Genomic DNA, 2,557 nt, shown 5'->3' on the forward strand with positions numbered 1-2,557 from the left:
CCCACCACCACTCTCCGGCCCCCCCCCCACACAACAAACCCAGCCACTTCCTGGGCGCCGGTTTAGTTGTTCTCCTCGTCGCCGGGGAATCCGGCCCCCCCCCCCCCCCCCCAGGGCCGCGTTCAGGCGGCGCAGCGTCTCGGCGCGGCCCAGCAGCTCCATGGACTCGAACAGCGGCGGGGAGACGCGGCGGCCGGTGACCGCCACCCGCAGCGGGGTGAAGGCGAACTTGGGCTTGATGCCCAGGCCGTCCACCAGCGCCTCGCGCAGCGCGGCCTGGATGGGCTCCGGGGTGAAGTCCCCGAGGGCCTCCAGCGCCTTCACCGAGGCCTCCAGCACCGGGCGGGCGTCGGCGGTGAGCACCTTGGCCGCGTCGTCCGGGTCGACGGTGAAGCCGGCCGGGTCGACGAAGAGGAATCCGGCCATCTGGACGATCTCGCTCAGCACGACCATCCGCTCCTGGGTGAGCGGCGCGGCCTTGGCCAGCAGGTCGAGCTGGTCCGCGGTGGGCTCGGCCGGCAGCAGGCCGGCGGCCTGCAGGTACGGCACCAGGCGGCGGACGAACTCGTCCGGCGCGAGCCGGCGCAGGTGCTCGGCGTTGATGTGCTCGCACTTCTTGAGGTCGAAGCGGGCCGGGTTGGCGTTGACGTCGGCGATGTCGAACGCGGCGACCATCTCGTCGATGTCGAAGATGTCCCGGTCCTCGGCGAGCGACCAGCCCAGCAGCGCCAGGTAGTTGAGCAGGCCCTCGGGCAGGAAGCCGCGCTCGCGGTAGAGGTTGAGCGAGGCCTGCGGGTCGCGCTTGGAGAGCTTCTTGTTGCCCTCGCCCATCACGTACGGCAGGTGGCCGAAGCGCGGGGTGGTGCCGGGGCCGACGCCGATCTCGGCGAGCGCGGCGTACAGGGCGATCTGACGGGGCGTCGAGGAGAGCAGGTCCTCGCCGCGCAGCACGTGGGTGATGCCCATGAGCGCGTCGTCGACCGGGTTGACCAGGGTGTACAGCGGGGCGCCGTTGGCCCGGACGATGCCGTAGTCCGGCACGTCCTTCGGGTCGAAGCTGACCGGGCCGCGGACCAGGTCGTCGAAGGCCAGGGTGGTGTCGGGCATCCTGAAGCGGAGGATCGCCGAGCGGCCCTCCTGCCGGTAGACGGCGACCTGGTCCTCCGTCAGGTCGCGGCAGTGGCCGTCGTACCCGGACGGCTTGCCGGCCGCGCGGGCCGCCTCGCGGCGGGCGTCCAGCTCCTCGGTGGTGCAGTAGCAGTGGTAGGCGTGGCCGGCCTCCTGCAGGCGCCGGGCGACGTCGGCGTAGATCTCCATCCGCTGCGACTGGCGGTACGGCGCGTGCGGGCCGCCGACCTCCGGGCCCTCGTCCCAGTCGAAGCCCAGCCAGCGCATCGCGTCCAGCAGCTGGTTGTAGGAGTCCTCGGAGTCGCGGGCCGCGTCGGTGTCCTCGATCCGGAAGACCAGCGTGCCGCCGTGGTGGCGGGCGAAGGCCCAGTTGAAGAGGGCGGTGCGGACCAGGCCGACGTGCGGGTTGCCGGTCGGGGAGGGGCAGAAGCGGACCCGGACGTCCGAGCCCGGGGTGGAGTTAGCCACGCTTGATCACCTTGTTGGCGAGAGTGCCGATGCCTTCGACGGAGACGGCGACCTCGTCGCCGACATGGAGGGGGCCGACACCCGCGGGGGTGCCGGTGAGGACGACGTCGCCCGGGAGGAGCGTCATCGCCTCGGAGATGTGGACGATCAGTTCGGCGATCGAACGGACCATCAGGGAGGTGCGGCCGGTCTGCCGGAGCTCGCCGTTGACGGTGCAGGTGATCGCCAGGTCCGACGGGTCCAGCTCGGTCTCGATCCACGGGCCGAGCGGGCAGGAGGTGTCGAAGCCCTTGGCGCGCGCCCACTGGCCCTCGCGCTGCTGCACGTCGCGGGCGGTGACGTCGTTGGCACAGGTGTAGCCGAGGATCACCTCGGGGACCCGCTCCAGCGGCACCTCGCGGCACATCCGGCCGATCACCACGGCCAGTTCGGCCTCGTACTGGACGTCCGAGGAGAACGGCGGGTAGGCGATCGACTCGGTCGGGCCGATGACCGCCGTCGACGGCTTGAAGAAGGTCAGCGGGACGTCCGGGACCTCGTTGCCCAGCTCGGCGGCGTGCGCCGCGTAGTTGCGGCCGACCGCGACGACCTTGTTGGGGAGCATCGGGGCGAGCAGCCGGACGTCCTGCAGCCGGTACACCTCGCCGGACGGCTGCGGCTGGCCGAACGGATGGCCGGCCAGCGCATGGACCACCATCGACTCGGGTTGCGCGGTGTCGCCCTCGACGATGCCGAAGGAGACGCTGCCCGCGGCAGGGCTCCCTTCCCGGACGGAAAACCTGGCGATACGCACCCTGCAACCTCTCGGTTCGTCGACCTGCTCGATCGTTCCCAGGCTATCGCGTGGCCCGCCGCCCGCCCGGCCGCACGGGGCCCGGGCCCTGCGCCGCGGGGGCGCGCAACGCGGGGGGGGGGGGGGGGGCGGCGGGGGGGGGCGCGGGCCCCCGGGCGGGGGGGGGCG

Annotated in this window: 2 protein-coding genes; both read right to left on the minus strand. The window is 72.7% G+C overall.

Annotation, left to right across the window (positions count from 1 at the left end; all coding sequences use genetic code 11):
- A partial coding sequence (gene gltX / locus ACFV0G_RS38170; RefSeq protein ID WP_380558098.1) for a glutamate--tRNA ligase occupies positions 1-1,596 on the minus strand: 1,596 nt, incomplete at its 3' end.
- Positions 1,589-2,389, minus strand: a complete 801-nt coding sequence (locus tag ACFV0G_RS38175) for a fumarylacetoacetate hydrolase family protein (RefSeq protein ID WP_380558101.1) — start codon at positions 2,387-2,389, stop codon at positions 1,589-1,591. The genes ACFV0G_RS38175 and gltX, both read right to left, overlap by 8 nt.
- Positions 2,390-2,557 lie beyond the last annotated feature (168 nt).

It is taken from the genome of Kitasatospora sp. NPDC059571 (assembly GCF_042735675.1).
Taxonomy (GTDB): domain Bacteria; phylum Actinomycetota; class Actinomycetes; order Streptomycetales; family Streptomycetaceae; genus Kitasatospora.